We start from the raw sequence: 16229 nt of genomic DNA on the forward strand, positions 1-16229 counted from the left end.
GAGCGAAATCGCTAGCATGGATTTTTAACTTCATAAGGACAGGGCATGAGACGCAGTGTGTGGCACCGCCTGCAACAGCTGGCCAGCAGCCTTTTTCCCGCCAGCTACAGCTGGCCTGCCATGGACATCAGGCTGGGAGATCGCCGCTTGCACCTGGCCGGCAGTATTCATATGGGCACGCGTGATATGCAACCGCTGCCGGCCGGCTTGCTGCGCCAGTTGCAGAAAGCCGATGCGCTGGTGGTGGAAGCGGATATTACCCGCGGAGGTTCACCGTTCAGCCAGGGCGAAGCATATCCGCCGCTGACAACGCGGCTGACGCCCGAGACGCTACAGCAGCTGACGGCGCTGTGCGACGAACTGTCTCTGAACATCGCGCTGTTTGATAGCCTGCCGTTCTGGCAGATCGCGCTGATGCTGCAGGCCCAGCAGGCACAGCGACTGGGGCTGCGACCGCAGTACGGCATCGATTATCAGCTGCTGCAGGCAGCGCAGGCGGCAGGAAAGCGCATTATTGAGCTGGAAGGGCCGGATACGCAGATCGCGCTGTTGAAATCACTGCCGCAGGATGGCCTGGCACTGCTGCTGGATACGCTGGAACACTGGCACACCAACGCGCGGCTGCTGCAAACCATGATCAGCTGGTGGCTGGATGCGCCGCCCGCCAGCCAGCCGGTTGCGCTGCCGACCACGTTCAGTAGTGAACTGAACGATACCCTGATGCGCAACCGAAACCTGCACTGGCGCGATCTGCTGCTGGGTTTGCCGCGCGGGCGCTATGTGGTGGCGGTCGGTGCGCTGCATCTGTATGGCGAAGACAATTTGCCGCAGCTGCTGAAGGCATAAAAAAGAAGGCCAATATTGCTATCGGCCCGTCAAAGAGGAATTTGTTTATGATTTTGGTTATCGCCAGGGTGACTGGCGCCGGCCAATTTTCGCGCAAAGTTCAGAATTTCGCCAGTACTATTCACCAAAACCGAAATAAGAATTTTCGTAGCAAGGATCGAATATGACACCCGCCGTAAAACTGCTGGAAAAACAACAGGTCGCTTTTACCCTGCATCCTTACGAGCATGACAGCCATGAAACCCACTTCGGTGACGAAGCGGTGCGTAAGCTCAATCTGGATGCGCGTCAGGTCTTCAAAACCCTGCTGGTGGCGCTTAACGGCGATGCCAAAGCGCTGGCAGTGGCGGTGACGCCGGTCTCCTCGCAGCTGGATTTGAAAAAAGTGGCCAAAGCGCTGGGAGCAAAAAAAGCCGACATGGCCGATCCGCAACTGGCGCAGCGCGTCACCGGCTATCTGGTCGGTGGCATCAGTCCGCTGGGGCAGAAAAAGCGTCTGCCGACGGTGATCGATCAGCAGGCCAGCGAGTTTCCGACCATTTTTATCTCCGGCGGTAAGCGCGGGCTGGATATCGAACTGGCCGCGCAGGATCTGGCACGGCTGCTGGATGCCACGCTGGCTGACGTGGCGCGCCGCGATTAATCAGGCTGCTGCGCGCACAGCTGGTCGATCATCCAGCGGCCAGCCGGGCCCGGCGGATTGCGCCGCGACCAGATAACATCCACCGCGATATGCTGCGGCCAGCCGGGCACCGGCAACTCCCGCAAGACCTGATGACCAAACTGCTGCACCAGCCAGCGCGGCAAGACGCTCCAGCCAAATCCCTGCTCCGCCATCTCCAGCAATAACAAATAGGTCGGTGCCGACCAGGTACGTCCGGCGGGCAGCGGCTGGCGCGTTTCCACCCAGGTATTGAGCCGCAGCTGCCGCAATTCGCCAAGCTGTGCCTCACTCACCTGCGATCGGGCAGCCAGCGGATGATCCTGATGCAGGAAAATCGCCATTTGCGCTTCAACCTGCAGTCGCGCCACCGCCAGATCCGGCGGCAAACGCGGCTGGGCGCGCACCACGCCGAGATGCACCCGCCCGGCCTGCAGTAAATCCAGCACATCTTGATCTTCCGCAATCATGCATTCGAATTCGATATCCGGATAGCGCGCCTCAAAGCGCGTCAGCAGATTTTCATGGTGATCGGCCTGCCAGAAGTCGGATATGGCCAGACTGAGGCGCGGCTCAACGCCCAGCGACAGTCGAACTGCCAGCTCATCGAGCCGCTGGCTGGCAGCAAGAATTTGCTGCACCTGCGCCAGCGCGCGCTGGCCCTGAGCGGTCAGCACCGGCTGGCGACCGCTGCGATCAAACAGCGCAAAGCCCAGGTCATCTTCCAGATTCGCGACTGCGCTGCTGATGGTGGACTGACTTTTTGCCAGCGCCCGCGCTGCGGCAGAAAACGAGCCGCTGGCGACGGTCTGGACAAATGCCTCAAGGGATTCTGGTGAGTACTTCATGCTGAACCATCGCTTTTATCGATAGGTGATCATTTTATCTTAGCACTGCGCAGTGAGAAAATGCGCGGCATTGCTCAAAAGGAGGTTTATATGCGTACCCGTTCGCTGAAAGAACGTTTTTGTCATGCCGCAGGCTTTGAAGGGTTAGCGATCGTCACGGTTGCGCCGCTGGCCGCCTGGGTCATGGATAAACCGCTGTTTCAGATGGGCGCGCTGGCGATTATGCTGTCGACCGTCGCCATGCTGTGGAACATCATCTATAACAGCGGTTTTGACCGCCTCTGCCCGCCGCAGCGCAAGCGCGGTTTCGGCCTGCGTGCGCTGCATGCGCTCGGCTTTGAGGGCGGTTTTATCCTTATCGGCCTGCCGATTGCCGCCTGGATGCTGCACATTTCGCTGCTGGAGGCTTTCCTGCTGGAAGTGGCGTTCTTTCTGTTCTTTCTGCCTTACACCATGGCTTACAACTGGGCGTGGGATAAACTGCGCCAGCGCTGGGTGAGCCAGAAATCCTGCCGCGCCTGAAAAAGAACGGGCGGCTGATCAGCCGCCCGTATCGTCACTCGTGTGCCGCGCGCGGCCAAATCCACGCCAGAATCATCTGCGGATAGCTGCGCTTCTTTTGCTTCTCCAGCGCTTTGTCGCGCTCCTCAACCTGCTGCGGTGTCAGGTGCACAATCTGCGGTGGCGCATAATCGGCAACGCGCAGCGGTGAGTGCTGGCTGACGTAATCGCGCAGCACATCCGCATCGCGCTTACCGCTGTTGCGGAAACCGGCATGGCCGTCAATCACCGGGTAGCCGTCGCCGCCGCTGGCGTTGAAGCTGTTGGTGGCCATGCGATAGGTTTTATCCTGCTGCAGCGGCTCGCCATTGATTTTCACTGCACTAACGCTTTTACCATCGGCCACCAGGCTGATGTTGCTGAACTGCGCGAAACCGCCGGAATCGGCTTTGATATTCGCCACCGTGGCGAGGTAGTTCAGCAGCTCTTTGCCCGTCAGCGTCACGGACACCACCTGATTGCCAAACGGCTGGATCTGCAACAGATCGCGCCAGCTGATCTCGCCCTGCGCCAGCGAGGTACGAATACCGCCGCCGCTGATAACGGCAAAGTCGGCCTGAGTAGCCGCCATCTGCGCGCGCAGGATCAGCTGAGCCAGCGGCATTTGTTCAAAGCGCACCTTGCTGCGGTCGCCCTCAAACACGCTGTCGCTGCTGCCCACCTTGACCGCCAGCTGTTTGCCGGCGCGCAGCTGATAAGGCGTCAGCAGCTTCATCATCGCGCCGTTCTGCGCAATCGCTTCCTGATATGGCAGCCAGGTTTCGCTACCATCGAGGTTCTTCACCTTGTGCTTAAGGTTAACCGGAATCAGCTGATAGTTATCCAGCGTCAGCTCGCCGTTGCGGAAGGTGAAATCGCCGCGACCGACAAATTTGCCCCACTCCTTCGCCTGCATGATCCACACGCCGTTCTGGCGATCCGGCTGGCACGGCTGTCCGGGCTGATAATCCGCCACGCTGACATTGTCTTTTGCCATACACACCGCATCGTGCGAATGCCCGCCGACGATCACGTTAACCGTGCCCGGCGGCAGGCTGCGCGCCAGTTCAACGTCGCCCGGCGCGTTGCTGCCGTGCTGGCCGTCGTCGTAATGTCCCATGTGCGTCAGCGCGATAATCACATCTGGCTTGTCGCTGGCACGCAGTTCCGCCACCGCTTTTTCCGTCTCTTTCACCGGATCGCGAATCTCTATCTGCGCCACGTTTTGCGGATTGGCGATGCGCAGCGTGTCGGTGGTGGTCAGGCCGATCACCGCAATTTTCAGCCCCATGCGATTGAATATCGCCCACGGCTTAAATAGGCGTTTATCGCTGCCTTTGGCATAAATGTTGGCGGCCAGAAACGGAAACTTCGCCCATTTCTGCTGCTTTTGCAGCACGCTGAGCGGTTTGTCGAATTCGTGGTTACCGAGCGCCATCGCGTCATAGCCGATGAGGTTCATGCCGCGAATGTCCGGCTCGGCGTTCAGCACATCCGATTCCGGCACGCCGGTATTGACGTCGCCCGCCGACAGAATCAGCGCGCCGCCGCCTTTAGCCTGCACATCATAACGCTGCTGATCCATGAGCGTTTTTTGCGCGGCCAGACCATATTCACCCTGCGCGTTGACCCAGAAATGGCCGTGATGATCGTTGGTGTGCAAAATGCTGAAGCGGTAGCTGCGGTCCGGCTGCCACGCCTGCGCCAGTAGCGGCAGCAGTAACATAATCAGCGCCAGCCAGCGCCCTCTGTGCGGTGATAACAACAAAGCCGATCTCCTTATTCTGCATTTTTTACCGGGCGGTGCGCCTGATGTGCTTTTTCGCCCTTCTGTGTCGCACAGTTCGCCCTTTAACTCAAGGCCAAAGGCGAATAGAGTCATGCATGACGTAACAATCTGATAACGATATTCCCGCTCCTTCAGGATCTTTATGGCAAGTGAACAGACGTTAACCCCGCCGCGTCGCGTCGGGCGTACTGCTTTTGGCGTGCTTGGCGCCATCAGTCTCGCGCATCTGCTGAACGATATGCTGCAATCGCTGCTACTGGCGATCTATCCGCTGCTGCAGAAAGATTTCAGCCTCAGCTTTGTGCAAATCGGTCTGATTACCCTGACCTATCAGGTAACGGCTTCATTATTACAGCCGCTGATTGGCTATTACACCGACAAATATCCGAAACCCTGGTCGCTGCCGGTCGGGATGGGCTTTACCCTCATCGGGCTGGTACTGCTGACTTTCGCCAGCAGCTATCCGCAGGTGCTGCTGGCCGCAGCGCTGGTCGGCTGCGGTTCGTCGGTGTTTCATCCGGAATCGTCGCGCGTGGCGCGCATGGCGTCCGGCGGCCGTCACGGCCTCGCCCAGTCGCTGTTTCAGGTCGGTGGCAACTTCGGCAGCGCGCTCGGGCCGCTGCTGGCGGCGATCATCGTTGCGCCCTATGGCAAAGGCCATCTCAGCTGGTTCGTGCTGGCGGCACTGCTCGGCATCATTGTGCTGCTGCAGGTGAGCCGCTGGTACAGCCACCAGCAGCGCGCCACGCCAGCCGGCGCGGCCAGCACGCCGCGTAATACGCTGCCCCGTAACAAAGTGGTGCTGGCCATCAGCATTCTGCTGCTGCTGATTTTCTCTAAGTATTTCTATCTCACCAGCCTGAGCAGCTATTACACCTTCTATTTAATGCATAAGTTCGGGCTGTCCGTGCAGGCCTCGCAGTTCCATCTGTTTGCCTTTCTTGGCGCGGTGGCCGCCGGCACCATTATCGGCGGACCGATAGGCGATAAAATCGGGCGGAAATATGTCATCTGGGGATCGATTCTCGGCGTGGCGCCTTTTACCCTGCTATTACCGCACGCCAGCCTGATGTGGACCAGTGTGCTGAGCGTGATTATCGGCCTGATCCTTGCCTCGGCATTCTCTGCCATTCTGGTTTATGCCCAGGAGCTGTTGCCGGGACGTATCGGTATGGTTTCCGGACTGTTTTTCGGTTTCGCCTTTGGCATGGGCGGCCTCGGCGCGGCGGTGCTGGGCGTGGTCGCCGATCACACCAGTATCGAATGGGTGTATCAAATCTGCGCCTGGCTACCACTTATTGGCCTGTTGACCGCTTTCTTACCTGATCAACAGCAGCGCTGAGTCCTTTCGGGGGGCAACGGTTTTTCCTGGCCCCCCTCTATTCTGCATAAATCCTGCCGATATACTGAGATAACTGAGGAAAATAGCGCTTCGGCTGCGTTTTTGTCTCATTTTTTCAATTTTTTCCCCTTTCACCGCTCAAATGTTTAAACGCGGCGAAGCTTTGTGCATTACACTAGGTTGTTACAAGCGGATACATTTGCACACAAGGAGACTGGCATGCATCACACTACCCCGTTGATCACCACCATTGTCGGAGGTCTGGTCCTCGCGTTTCTCCTTGGTATGCTGGCGAATCGCCTGCGCATCTCGCCGCTGGTCGGCTATCTGCTGGCCGGCGTGCTGGCAGGGCCGTTTACACCGGGCTTCGTCGCGGATACCAATCTGGCGCCGGAACTGGCGGAACTCGGTGTGATCCTGCTGATGTTTGGCGTCGGTCTGCACTTCTCGCTCAAGGATCTGATGTCGGTAAAGTCGATCGCCATTCCCGGTGCCGTCGCGCAGATTGCGGTCGCCACGCTGCTGGGAATGGGACTCTCCTGGGCGATGGGCTGGTCATGGATGACCGGTCTGGTGTTTGGCCTGTGTCTCTCCACCGCCAGTACCGTGGTGCTGCTGCGCGCGCTGGAGGAACGTCAGCTGATTGACAGCCAGCGCGGGCAAATCGCTATCGGCTGGCTGATCGTCGAAGACTTAGTGATGGTGCTGACGCTGGTGCTGCTGCCAGCCATCGCCGGTATGCTGGAACAGGGCAACGCCAGCCCGACGCTGCTGGCGTGGGATCTGCTGCTGACCATCGGCAAGGTCGCAGCCTTTATGGTGCTGATGATGGTGGTCGGCCGCCGCGTGGTGCCATGGATTCTGGCCAAAAGCGCCGCCACCGGTTCACGCGAGCTGTTTACCTTGTCGGTACTTGCGCTGGCGCTGGGTATCGCGTTCGGCGCCGTCGAATTCTTTGATGTCTCCTTTGCCCTTGGCGCCTTCTTTGCCGGCATGGTGCTGAATGAATCAGAACTCAGCCACCGTGCGGCGCACGATACGCTGCCGCTGCGCGATGCATTTGCGGTGCTGTTTTTTGTCTCGGTCGGCATGCTGTTCGACCCGATGATTCTGCTGGAGCAGCCGCTGGCGGTGCTGGGTGCGCTGGCGATTATCGTGCTGGGCAAATCGATTGCCGCCTGGCTGCTGGTCACGCTGCTCGGCCATTCGCGTCGCACCGCGCTGACCATTTCGGTCAGCCTGGCGCAGATCGGCGAATTTGCCTTTATCCTTGCCGGTCTGGGAATCTCGCTCGGCATGCTGAGCGAAGAAGGCCGTAACCTGGTGCTGGCGGCGGCGATTCTCTCCATCATGCTCAACCCGATTCTGTTTACCGTGCTGGAGCGTTACCTCGATAAAACCGAGACCATGGAAGAGCAGACGCTGGAAGAAGCGATCGAAGAAGAGAAACAGATTCCGGTCGATATCTGTAATCACGCGGTGATTGTCGGCTACGGCCGTGTCGGCAGCCTGCTGGGGCAAAAATTAATGGAAGCCGATGTGCCGCTGGTGGTAGTGGAAAACTCGCGCCCACGCGTCGAAGCACTGCGCGAGCAGGGCATCAAAGCGGTGCTGGGCAATGCGGCGCGTGTCGATACCATGGATTTAGCCCGTCTTGACTGCGCGCGCTGGCTGCTGCTGACCATTCCCAACGGTTACGAATCCGGGGAAATTGTCACTGCCGCGCGCGAAAAGCGCGCTGATATTGAGATCATCGCCCGGGCGCATTATGACGACGAAGTGACGTATATCATGGAGCGCGGCGCCAATCGCGTGGTGATGGGCGAGCGTGAGATTGCCAACAGTATGTTGCATGTGTTGCAGGAAGAGATCGCGCAAAACCCGATTGTGCGCGAGTGCCCGATTTAAAGACATTATTACACCGTAGCGGCGCAATTTATTGCGCATACTAAAGCCATATCACGGCTGAAGAATGCGCAATAAATTGCGCCGCTACGGGTTCGTTATTACCTGTCCCAGTAAGACTCTTCTAAACTGTCTTCCCGCTCCGGCAGGCCGCGCGTCAGGCGCGGTGAGTGCTGGTTCAGCACCTGATAACTGACGCGGTTGGCATATTTACACACCTGCGCCAGCGAGGAATAGGTCAGATATTCGCGCGCGTGCTTGCTGGAGTTCGGCACTTTCTGACGGTGGAAATTGTTGGCGGTGATGTCATGCAGCAGCGCCGCCAGCGCACCATCGCCGGCACCGTTGGTGTTCATGATCTTTTCCGGACCGCCCATGTACGGCGCGATGTGCGAGAAGATGCGCAGCGGCTGCTGGCAATCCTGCTGACGCATGGCGCGGCTGAATTCGTACTGGTTGAACTCGGCGATCGCCCCCGGCAATAGCGGATGGTTGGTTTTGCGCTTAAACGCCTCTTCGGTGAAACCGGCCATATAGAGCCCGGTCGGTCCGGCGGTGCACAGCACCAGATCGACCCAGTCCAGCGCCATGTTGGATGCCAGCAGCGGATCCGCTTCGCCGGTCAGCGCGAACGCTTCCTCTTCATTCATCGCCACAATTGATACGTGATCGCGCAGGAAATCGCGCCAGAACTGCGGGTTATCCTGAATCACGTATTTAGTGCCGAGCGTCAGTACCACCGGCACGTTGTGCTTTTTGGCGAACGCAATGGCACGCAGCGTCGCGTCCGGCATCGGTTCGCCTGGCTGGCAGCGCACCAGATAGGACGTCAGCACCAGCGCGGAGGCACCGGCAATCACCTCTTCCGGAATACTGACGGCCTGCAGCTGATTCATCAGGCCGGGGCTGATGGCAAAGGTGCGCTCGCCCTGCTCGCCAATCAGCGTAAAGCAGCGGCCAATCGCGCCGTCGACGCCCTGCAGGAAGTTAAGATCCATGCGGCTGGAGGTGTTGCACAGGTAGCGATAGGCGTAACCGCCAATCTGGATGTTGTTGCACATCACGCCGAGCAGTACCGAACGGTCATCGGCCAGCACCGAGTAGTTGTGCAGGGTATTACCGATGGTACCGCCGGCAAACTGGTGGCTGATCAGCTGCTCGCGCATCAGCTCGTCATACAGCGCTTCGGCGACCGCATCGTCGATCACCAGCGAGTGGCCGGCACTCAGGCCATAGCGCTGCAGGAAGTCATCATCGACTTTGGCTTCGATATCCACCAGCGTCTGGTCGATACCCACCACCCAGCTGCCCTCTTCCTGCTCCTGCTGGGAAGCCTGCAGCAGCGGATCGCGCGCGTTGACGGGGAAATAGTGTTTGGATTTGCGTTTGCCGGGAAATTTCATGAAAGCTGCCGTCAGGGAAAATCAGGCAGAGAATGATATCACATTCTCTGCCACACCCTTAACGGCGCGCTTGCACCAGTTGCACCATCATCTCGATGTGCTCATCATCCGCGTTAAGCGCCGGAATATACTCAAATTTCTCGCCACCGGCGTGCAGGAAAATTTCGCAGTTTTCACCACTGATCTCCTCCAGCGTTTCCAGACAGTCCGCCGCAAAGCCCGGGCTCATCACCTGCACATGTTTAATGCCTTTGGCCGGCAGGCTTTTCATGGTCTCATCCGTGTACGGCATCAGCCATGGCTCGCGACCAAAGCGCGACTGGAAGGTCATCATGATTTTGTGCGGCGCGATGCCCAGCGCGGCAGCCAGGGCGTCGGTGGTGTCTTTGCAGCGCAGCGGATAGTCGTCGCCTTCATTGGCGAAGCGCTGCGGAATGCCGTGGTATGAAAGCACCAGCAGATCCGGCTCACCATGCCGGGCAAACGAGCGCTCCACAGAGGCCTTCAGCGCAGCGATATAGGCCGGATGTTCGGCGTAATCGCGGATAAACGCCACTTCCGGCAGCGAACGCAGCGGTTTAAAGCTGGCCGCCAGGCCATCCCACACCGCCGCCACCGTGGAGCAGGAGAACTGCGGATAGAGCGGCAGCACGATGAATTTGGTGACGCCCTGCGCCAGCAGACGCTCCACCGCGCCATTGAGGCTCGGCTGGCCGTAGCTCATGCCCAGCTCTACCGGCATATCCAGCCGCTGCGCCAGCGCGGCACACTGCCGTTTGCTGAACACCATCAGCGGCGAGCCTTCTTCCATCCATACCGATGCGTACAGCTTTGAAACGCGCGGCGAGCGGAACGGCAGAATGATGAAATTGAGGATCGGCCACCACAGCCAGCGCGGCGTATCTACCACGCGCGGATCGCCGAGGAATTGTTTCAGATAGCGTTTCACCGCAGCAGTGGTCGGTGCGTCTGGTGTACCTAAGTTAACCAGTAAAACCCCGGGCTTATCTTGCCTCATTGTATTTCCTTGATGTCGCAAACAATGGTTCTGAATCGGGGGAAATTGTAGCGGAAAAAGCGGAGGGGGAAAGCAATTGCTGCAAAAGGGCCGGACAACCGACCCTCTGAATCACTTAGCCGAGGATTTCGGCCAGCTGCGCACTCACTTCAGCAACCTGGCGGGTGCCGTCGATTTTGTGGTATTCGGTGTTACCGGCTTCGGCTTCTTTGCTGTAGTAAGCAATCAGCGGCGCGGTCAGCTGATGGTACTCCACCAGACGCTTACGCACGGTCTCTTCCTGATCATCTTTGCGCGTGGTCAGCTCTTCGCCGGTCACGTCATCCTGACCTTCCACTTTTGGTGGATTGTATTTGATGTGGTAAACGCGGCCTGATGGCGCATGCACGCGGCGGCCGACAATGCGATCGACGATCAGTTCGTCCGGTACGGCGAACTCGAGCACGTAATCCACCTTGATGCCCGCCTCTTTCATGGCGTCGGCCTGCGGAATGGTGCGTGGGAAACCATCGAGCAGGAAGCCGTTTTTGCAGTCTTCCTGCGCGATACGCTCTTTAACCAGCGCAATCACCAGTTCGTCCGTTACCAGTTTACCGGCATCCATGATGGCTTTCGCCTGCTGACCCAATTCGGTGCCGGCTTTCACTGCCGCACGCAACATATCGCCCGTGGAGATCTGCGGAATACCGTATTTCTCCATGATGAATTGAGCCTGAGTGCCCTTACCTGCGCCCGGTGCCCCGAGCAGAATAATACGCATTGCGTAATTCCCCTTGCGAATCGCATTGATCAATCTGAGAAGGCCAAGAACATACCATTATGACCCGCACACCACAAGGCAACGGGCACCCCGGCGCTGAAAGGTCTACTTTGACCTGCTTTGACGTCGGGCGCCAGTAGCGCACGCGTTTTTAAGAATTTCGACTGCCTTTCAACACCTCGCGCAGGCGCTTTTTCAGCGTGGCGGTGACGTTCTGCTGCTTGTTACCGTTACCGCGTACGTTAACGGGCAGATACAGGCGGTGCGGTGCCGCCAGCAGCTGCATATCCGCCGGCAGCGGCGGCAGCGCACTACCGGCGGGCAATGGCAACACAGCAAACGGCAGACCAGGCTGCTGGATGGACTGCAGCGTCAGCGGGGCATCGAGCGCCAGGCTATCGACGCTGGCGACGTTAAACGGCAGCCAGTCATCCTGCGCCATGCAATCCAGCGCGCGTTCCGGCGCATCGCCCAGCGCCAGGCCCTGCTCAAACAGCCGCAGTTCGCTACGCACCAGCGTACTGAAATCGTGCGTACGCAGTGCGATCAGCACCAGATCGTCGCTCAGCATCGCATGCTGATTCAGTTGGGTGACAAACAGTCGCGCCTCGCTGATCAGGCGTTTATGCAACACGCTGGCGAAGGAGGCGGAGGCGTGCGTCACGCCCTGACTCTGGCAGGCACTCAGGCTGCGCACCCGGCCCTGCTGCATATCGATGTGATCGACCAGCGCGATATTGCCCGCCATCATCGGCAGCGCAGGCAGCACGCTGAGTTCGCTGACCGGATATTGCGCGGCGTAGCGCGTTTGATTACGCGCCTGCTCCTGGCGCAGAAACAGTTGTGAAAGCAGCACCCGCGCGATGTGCAGTGAAGGGGCAAAAAACAGATCGTAGTTTTCCAGCCGATAGTGACGGGACAGCAAGCCGCGCAGCCGATCGCGCGCCGCCGCCCTGGCAGTAGCCTGTTGTGAAGTCATCACGTGACATTTCTCTGTATTATTGTGCTGTGTGAAGGTGGCGATCGCGGCGGACATCGCCGTTGCTGTACACAGCGAGGCCTGTCCGTCAACCCGCCAGATTAAGCAGGAAAGGTTAGGTTAATGCGGCTGGACATTAAAATGATATAAACTGACAATCCCTGTTAGGTTTTTACACAGGGGATGAGTATGACCGCGCTTCCGTCGTTACGTGCACTGCACTATTTTCATCAGGCGGCGCTGCACTGCAGCTTTAGCGTCGCGGCCGAAGGTCTCCATGTCACCCACAGCGCCATCAGCCATCAGATTCGCCAGCTGGAGAGCTGGATGGGCAAGCCGCTGTTTATCCGCACCAACGGGCGCGTGCGCTTAACCTCACACGGCGAACGCCTGCTGGTGAGCTGCCAGAAAGCCTTCAGTGAACTCTCCACCACCTGTGAAAGCATCCGCACCGGTATGCGCAACCATCTCAGCGTTGCCTGCGCGCCGAGTTTTTTGTCCCAGTGGCTGATTCCACGCATCAGCAGTTTTTACCAGCGCTATCCCGATATTGAAGTGCAGTTTCAGCCACAGGGCGATATCGCTCAGCTGCGCAGCGAGCACAGTGATGTGCTAATCCTCAGCTACGAACAACCGCCCGACGACGACATTGATGCCACGCTCATCAGCGATGATTACATTGGCCCGCTGTGCGCCCCGCAGTATGCGGCGCGTTTTCACAGCGAACAGGATCTGGCTGCGCTGCCGTTGCTGCACGCCGATACCCGTCTGCAGGCCTGGGCCGAATGGGCGAAGATCAGCGGCGCGCGCGGTAATTATTGGGTGGGCAAACATTTCGATAATCTGACGCTGGGTATTCAGGCGGCGAGAAACGGTCTGGGCGTAATTGTGGCGCCGCGTCTGCTGGTACGCCAGGAGCTGAATGACGGCACGCTGATCGCGCCGCTGGGGTTCGTGCGCGTCGATCGTGCCACCTGGATGATGACCAAGCGTTCGCGCCAGCACGATGCCGAGATTACGTTGTTTCGCGATTGGTTGCGGGATGAAGCGCTGAAGTAAGCAAGGGCGGTATAAATAAAAAAGGTCGTCATTAATGACGACCCTACGGATAGATGACCAATAAGGTCGTCATCAATGACGACCTTATGGATGACGGTGAGAGGGTAACCTGCAAGGCCGGCATTCATACCGACCGGTCAGATTACCGCTCCGCGTTACGCCGTCAGCAGCTGATTCATGCGGCGGATGAACTGGTTAGGATCGTCCAGCGTGCCGCGCTCGGCCAGCAGCGCCTGATCCAGCAGCAGCTCGACCCATTCCGCAAAGCGTGCTTCGTCCTGCGTGTCAGCCACGCGTTTCACCAGCGTATGATCCGGGTTGATCTCAAAGATATACTTCACTTCCGGCACGTCCTGACCGGCCGCAGCGAACAGCTTCGCCATCTGCGTGGTCATTTCGTTGGCGTCGGTGGTGACAATCGCCGGCGTGTCGGTGAGGCGATGAGTCAGACGCACCTCTTTGACGCGCTCGCCCAGCAGGGTTTTCACACGATCGACGAACGGCTCCAGCGCTTTTTCCGCTTCTTTCTGCTCTTCCGTCTCTTCGTCCGCCAGCTTGCTCAGCGACTCATCGGCTTTGCTCACCGACTGGAAGGCTTTGCCATCAAACTCGGTCAGATAGCTCATCATCCACTCGTCGATACGATCGGACAGCAGCAGGACCTCGATGCCTTTCTTACGGAACAGCTCCAGATGCGGGCTGCTTTTCGCTGCGGCGTAGCTGTCGGCAGTGATGTAGTAAATCTTCTCCTGCCCTTCAACCATGCGGCTGACGTAGTCTTCCAGCGAAATGGTCTGCGCCGCGCCTTCGCTCTGGGTGGTCGCAAAACGCAGCAGCTTGGCGATCGCCTCCTGATTCGCATGATCTTCCGCCGGGCCCTCTTTCAGCACCAGACCGAACTCTTTCCAGAACTGCTGATATTTTTCTGCGTCGTCTTTCGCCAGTTTTTCCAGCATCTGCAGGCTGCGTTTGGTCAGCGCGGCGCGCAGGCTCTGCGTAACGCGGCTGTCTTGCAGAATCTCGCGTGACACGTTGAGTGGCAGATCGCTGGAGTCAATCAGGCCGCGCACAAAGCGCAGATAGTTCGGCATGAACTGTTCCGCGTCATCCATGATGAACACGCGCTGCACGTACAGCTTCAGGCCGTGCTTGCTGTCGCGGTTCCACATATCGAACGGCGCACGCGACGGAATGTAGAGCAGGCTGGTGTACTCCTGCTTGCCTTCCACGCGGTTGTGGCTCCAGATGGCCGGATCGCTGAAATCATGAGCGATGTGTTTGTAGAATTCGTTGTACTCTTCGTCGCTGATTTCGCCTTTGTTGCGCGTCCACAGCGCCTGGGCTTTGTTGATCTTCTCCCAGGTGACGGTGTCGTTCTCTTCGTCTTTGCTCTCGATCTCCACCGGCAGCGCGATGTGATCGGAATATTTGCTGATCACGTTACGCACGCGCCACGCGTCGAGGAAGTCATCTTCGCCTTCGCGGAAGTGCAGCGTGATTTCGGTGCCGCGATCCGCTTTCTCAATTTCCGCCAGCGTGTACTCGCCTTCGCCAGCGGATTCCCAGAACACCCCTTCGTCGGCTTTGGCGCCGGCAGCACGGGTGCGCACGGTCACTTTATCGGCCACGATAAACGCCGAGTAGAAGCCGACACCGAACTGACCGATCAGCTGGCTGTCTTTCGCCTGATCGGAACCCATCGATTCCAGAAACGCTTTGGTACCGGATTTCGCGATGGTGCCGAGGTTCTCAATCACCTCATCACGGCGCATACCGATACCGTTGTCGCTCAGCGTCAGCGTGCGTTTTTCCTTGTCGACCGAGATACGCACGCGCAGATCGCCGTCGCCTTCGTACAGATCCGGCGTCGACAGCGCGCGGAAGCGCAGCTTGTCAGCGGCATCGGAGGCGTTGGAAATCAGCTCACGCAGGAAAATCTCTTTGTTTGAATAGAGGGAATGGATCATCAGGTGCAGAAGTTGTTTTACCTCTGACTGGAAGCCACGCGTCTCTTGTCCTTTCATGGTCATTGCTACCTCAACAGAATCGGGGTTGATCAATTGTTGAGAGAGAAATGGGGATGGCGGGAAAAATTTCAAGCCGGTATCGCAGCAGGATACCGGCAAGTGGTCAGAATTTAATCTTGTGGCGTCCGGCGAGCGAGTGCGACAGCGTTGTGCCGTCGACCATTTCCAGCTCACCGCCGACCGGTACCCCGTGCGCGATGCGGCTGGCGTCAACGCCATACTGGCCGCACAGCTCGGCGATATAGTTAGCGGTGGCTTCACCTTCCACCGTGGGATTGGTGGCGAGAATCACTTCCTGCAGCGTCTCCCGTTCGAGGCGCTGCTCCAGCCGATCCAGACCAATATCCTGCGGGCCGATGCCGTCGAGCGGCGAAAGATGGCCCATCAGCACAAAGTAGCGGCCGCCAAACTGGCCGGTCTGCTCAATGGCATGGATATCCGCCGGGCTCTCCACTACGCAAATCTGGCCGTTTTGCTGACGGCGCGGATTGGCGCAAATGGTGCAGATCTCCTGCTCGGTGAAAGTACGGCAATCGGCGCAATGGCCGATCTCCGCCATGGCGCGAGTCAGCGCCTGCGCCAGACGCATGCCACCGCTGCGGTCGCGTTGCAACAGATGAAATGCCATACGCTGCGCCGATTTCGGGCCAACGCCCGGCAGACAGCGCAGCGATTCCATCAAAGCTTCAAGCAGTGGACTGGTTTGCATCAGAACGGCATCTTGAAGCCAGGCGGCAGCTGCATACCGGCAGAGACGGACGCCATCTTCTCTTTCTGCGTTTCATCAATACGGCGCGCCGCATCGTTGAACGCTGCAGCGATCAGATCTTCCAGCATCTCTTTGTCATCTTCCAGCAGGCTGGGATCGACTTCCACGCGACGGCAGTTGTGCGCACCGTTAATGGTGACTTTGACCAGGCCAGCCCCTGATTCGCCGGTGACTTCCAGCGCAGCGATCTCTTCCTGAACCTTAGCCATTTTGTCCTGCATCTGCTGGGCCTGTTTCATCAGGTTGCCCAATCCGCCTTTACCAAACATAGTTTTCTCTCTCT

At 58.5% G+C, this 16229-nt stretch carries 15 protein-coding genes; 6 read left to right on the forward strand and 9 right to left on the reverse strand.

Annotation, left to right across the window (positions count from 1 at the left end):
- The first annotated feature begins 45 nt into the window (after window positions 1-45).
- Window positions 46-846 carry a TraB/GumN family protein gene (locus MXF20_RS15830; RefSeq protein WP_325970236.1) on the forward strand — a complete coding sequence of 267 codons (801 nt, stop codon included), beginning with the start codon at window positions 46-48 and terminating at the stop codon, window positions 844-846.
- A gap of 163 nt (window positions 847-1009) precedes the next feature.
- On the forward strand, window positions 1010-1489 hold the full coding sequence (gene ybaK, locus MXF20_RS15835; RefSeq protein ID WP_325970237.1) for a Cys-tRNA(Pro)/Cys-tRNA(Cys) deacylase YbaK: 480 nt from the start codon (window positions 1010-1012) through the stop codon (window positions 1487-1489).
- On the opposite strand, the gene MXF20_RS15840 is transcribed toward ybaK, so the two are convergent.
- Window positions 1486-2355, reverse strand: coding sequence for a LysR family transcriptional regulator (locus MXF20_RS15840; RefSeq protein ID WP_325970238.1), 870 nt, complete (start codon window positions 2353-2355; stop codon window positions 1486-1488). The genes ybaK and MXF20_RS15840 overlap by 4 nt on opposite strands.
- Window positions 2356-2445: 90 nt before the next feature.
- Here MXF20_RS15840 and MXF20_RS15845 point away from each other — a divergent pair, with 90 nt between their 5' ends.
- Window positions 2446-2877: a multidrug/biocide efflux PACE transporter gene (locus MXF20_RS15845; RefSeq protein WP_325970239.1), complete on the forward strand. Its 432-nt coding sequence runs from the start codon at window positions 2446-2448 to the stop codon at window positions 2875-2877.
- Between the two features lie 34 nt (window positions 2878-2911).
- Here MXF20_RS15845 and ushA read toward each other — a convergent pair whose 3' ends face one another.
- Entirely contained in the window at window positions 2912-4663 is a 1752-nt protein-coding gene (gene ushA / locus MXF20_RS15850) for a bifunctional UDP-sugar hydrolase/5'-nucleotidase UshA (RefSeq protein ID WP_325970240.1), read from the reverse strand.
- A 163-nt stretch (window positions 4664-4826) separates the two neighbouring features.
- Here ushA and MXF20_RS15855 point away from each other — a divergent pair, with 163 nt between their 5' ends.
- Together MXF20_RS15855 and ybaL are read left to right on the forward strand one after the other, a co-directional pair.
- Window positions 4827-6026 carry an MFS transporter gene (locus tag MXF20_RS15855; RefSeq protein WP_325970241.1) on the forward strand — a complete coding sequence of 400 codons (1200 nt, stop codon included), beginning with the start codon at window positions 4827-4829 and terminating at the stop codon, window positions 6024-6026.
- 219 nt (window positions 6027-6245) lie between these two features.
- Window positions 6246-7934 carry a YbaL family putative K(+) efflux transporter gene (gene ybaL / locus MXF20_RS15860; RefSeq protein ID WP_325970242.1) on the forward strand — a complete coding sequence of 563 codons (1689 nt, stop codon included), beginning with the start codon at window positions 6246-6248 and terminating at the stop codon, window positions 7932-7934.
- Between the two features lie 98 nt (window positions 7935-8032).
- On the opposite strand, the gene MXF20_RS15865 is transcribed toward ybaL, so the two are convergent.
- The 4 genes from MXF20_RS15865 to MXF20_RS15880 all read right to left on the reverse strand — a co-directional run bounded on the left by MXF20_RS15865 (window position 8033) and on the right by MXF20_RS15880 (window position 12091).
- Window positions 8033-9334: an inosine/guanosine kinase gene (locus MXF20_RS15865; RefSeq protein ID WP_325970243.1), complete on the reverse strand. Its 1302-nt coding sequence runs from the start codon at window positions 9332-9334 to the stop codon at window positions 8033-8035.
- A 58-nt stretch (window positions 9335-9392) separates the two neighbouring features.
- Window positions 9393-10352 (reverse strand): ferrochelatase, encoded by a 960-nt coding sequence (gene hemH / locus MXF20_RS15870; RefSeq protein WP_325970244.1) that lies wholly within the window; start codon window positions 10350-10352, stop codon window positions 9393-9395.
- A gap of 115 nt (window positions 10353-10467) precedes the next feature.
- Complete coding sequence (gene adk / locus MXF20_RS15875) at window positions 10468-11112, reverse strand: adenylate kinase (protein ID WP_325970245.1); 645 nt, start codon at window positions 11110-11112, stop codon at window positions 10468-10470.
- Window positions 11113-11263: 151 nt separating this feature from the next.
- Window positions 11264-12091, reverse strand: a complete 828-nt coding sequence (locus tag MXF20_RS15880) for a DUF6024 family protein (protein WP_325970398.1) — start codon at window positions 12089-12091, stop codon at window positions 11264-11266.
- A 189-nt stretch (window positions 12092-12280) separates the two neighbouring features.
- Here MXF20_RS15880 and MXF20_RS15885 point away from each other — a divergent pair, with 189 nt between their 5' ends.
- A complete protein-coding gene (locus MXF20_RS15885) occupies window positions 12281-13150 on the forward strand; it encodes a LysR substrate-binding domain-containing protein (protein WP_325970247.1) in 870 nt (289 codons plus the stop codon).
- A 155-nt stretch (window positions 13151-13305) separates the two neighbouring features.
- Here MXF20_RS15885 and htpG read toward each other — a convergent pair whose 3' ends face one another.
- The 3 genes from htpG to MXF20_RS15900 all read right to left on the reverse strand — a co-directional run bounded on the left by htpG (window position 13306) and on the right by MXF20_RS15900 (window position 16215).
- Window positions 13306-15174: a molecular chaperone HtpG gene (gene htpG / locus MXF20_RS15890; RefSeq protein ID WP_325970248.1), complete on the reverse strand. Its 1869-nt coding sequence runs from the start codon at window positions 15172-15174 to the stop codon at window positions 13306-13308.
- Between the two features lie 106 nt (window positions 15175-15280).
- Window positions 15281-15886: a recombination mediator RecR gene (gene recR / locus MXF20_RS15895; RefSeq protein ID WP_325970249.1), complete on the reverse strand. Its 606-nt coding sequence runs from the start codon at window positions 15884-15886 to the stop codon at window positions 15281-15283.
- The gene (locus tag MXF20_RS15900; RefSeq protein WP_010616869.1) at window positions 15886-16215 is read right to left on the reverse strand and encodes a YbaB/EbfC family nucleoid-associated protein; all 330 of its coding nucleotides are present in this window, start codon (window positions 16213-16215) and stop codon (window positions 15886-15888) included. Before MXF20_RS15900 ends, recR begins: the two co-directional genes overlap by 1 nt.
- Between the last annotated feature and the right edge of the window lie 14 nt (window positions 16216-16229).

Source organism: Pantoea dispersa (assembly GCF_035783935.1).
Taxonomy (GTDB): domain Bacteria; phylum Pseudomonadota; class Gammaproteobacteria; order Enterobacterales; family Enterobacteriaceae; genus Pantoea; species Pantoea dispersa_C.

What these genes read in the sequence shown, in the direction of transcription:
- MXF20_RS15830 (WP_325970236.1), top strand. Translation starts at nt 46, where the DNA reads ATGAGACGCAGTGTGTGGCACCGCCTGCAACAGCTGGCCAGCAGCCTT.
- ybaK (WP_325970237.1), top strand. Translation starts at nt 1,010, where the DNA reads ATGACACCCGCCGTAAAACTGCTGGAAAAACAACAGGTCGCTTTTACC.
- MXF20_RS15840 (WP_325970238.1), bottom strand. Translation starts at nt 2,355, where the DNA reads ATGAAGTACTCACCAGAATCCCTTGAGGCATTTGTCCAGACCGTCGCC.
- MXF20_RS15845 (WP_325970239.1), top strand. Translation starts at nt 2,446, where the DNA reads ATGCGTACCCGTTCGCTGAAAGAACGTTTTTGTCATGCCGCAGGCTTT.
- MXF20_RS15855 (WP_325970241.1), top strand. Translation starts at nt 4,827, where the DNA reads ATGGCAAGTGAACAGACGTTAACCCCGCCGCGTCGCGTCGGGCGTACT.
- ybaL (WP_325970242.1), top strand. Translation starts at nt 6,246, where the DNA reads ATGCATCACACTACCCCGTTGATCACCACCATTGTCGGAGGTCTGGTC.
- MXF20_RS15865 (WP_325970243.1), bottom strand. Translation starts at nt 9,334, where the DNA reads ATGAAATTTCCCGGCAAACGCAAATCCAAACACTATTTCCCCGTCAAC.
- hemH (WP_325970244.1), bottom strand. Translation starts at nt 10,352, where the DNA reads ATGAGGCAAGATAAGCCCGGGGTTTTACTGGTTAACTTAGGTACACCA.
- adk (WP_325970245.1), bottom strand. Translation starts at nt 11,112, where the DNA reads ATGCGTATTATTCTGCTCGGGGCACCGGGCGCAGGTAAGGGCACTCAG.
- MXF20_RS15880 (WP_325970398.1), bottom strand. Translation starts at nt 12,091, where the DNA reads ATGACTTCACAACAGGCTACTGCCAGGGCGGCGGCGCGCGATCGGCTG.
- MXF20_RS15885 (WP_325970247.1), top strand. Translation starts at nt 12,281, where the DNA reads ATGACCGCGCTTCCGTCGTTACGTGCACTGCACTATTTTCATCAGGCG.
- htpG (WP_325970248.1), bottom strand. Translation starts at nt 15,174, where the DNA reads ATGAAAGGACAAGAGACGCGTGGCTTCCAGTCAGAGGTAAAACAACTT.
- recR (WP_325970249.1), bottom strand. Translation starts at nt 15,886, where the DNA reads ATGCAAACCAGTCCACTGCTTGAAGCTTTGATGGAATCGCTGCGCTGT.
- MXF20_RS15900 (WP_010616869.1), bottom strand. Translation starts at nt 16,215, where the DNA reads ATGTTTGGTAAAGGCGGATTGGGCAACCTGATGAAACAGGCCCAGCAG.